This is a genomic window from Photorhabdus africana (genome assembly GCF_035181445.1).
Lineage (GTDB): Bacteria > Pseudomonadota > Gammaproteobacteria > Enterobacterales > Enterobacteriaceae > Photorhabdus > Photorhabdus laumondii.
Genome location: NZ_JAXBVE010000146.1, coordinates 1 through 626, shown reverse-complemented (window position 1 = coordinate 626; position 626 = coordinate 1). Strand labels below are relative to the sequence as shown.

1 protein-coding gene is annotated in these 626 nt (G+C 31.5%); it reads left to right on the top strand.

Annotated elements, in window-relative coordinates; genetic code table 11:
* On the top strand, nt 1-98 hold a 98-nt coding region (locus SLS51_RS23130; protein WP_323840825.1), incomplete at its 5' end, for a Hok/Gef family protein.
* Nucleotides 99-626 lie beyond the last annotated feature (528 nt).

Here is a 626-nt window from a genome sequence, read left to right as displayed (position 1 = left end):
TCACGTGGATAACAAGGGGTTCAATCTGTAAACTCCATATCAAACGAGGTAATACAGAGGTTGCGGCAATCATGGCTTACGAATCCAGCGACAGGTAAGGCAACCTTAGGCAGGAGGTTTTTACTCCCGCCCTTTTAGATGTTGTTATGGCTTGGTTCTCAGGCACCCTTCATATTTAAGTGGAATTTAACGCAAATTAAAACTGCTGAAACTTTAGCATTAATTGATATATCGGTGTTTACAAATTTAAATAAAATGTTGCAATTAGTTTTTTATCTATTTCAGTATTAATTTAATTAATATGATTCAACATTTAAATTCATCGGACATATAATAATCTCAAACAACCCATAATATTATAAAAATATCGATAAGCTTCATAAATATATATAATTCTTAAAGGTTATCACAACTAAATCCAATTACTGTAAAAAATAACTCTTTCACTTAAATAGTAGGTTATTTATCCATACAATAACCTACTTTCACTTTTGTTTTATATTTTATCCAGGCAACATATACAGGATCTTAAGAATTAAGTCGTTCAAAACACGCATCCAATGTTTTGTTTTTAGACGACTTTCTTTGCGGTGTTTTGAATGCATTCTGGGATAAATAGGCTTTGG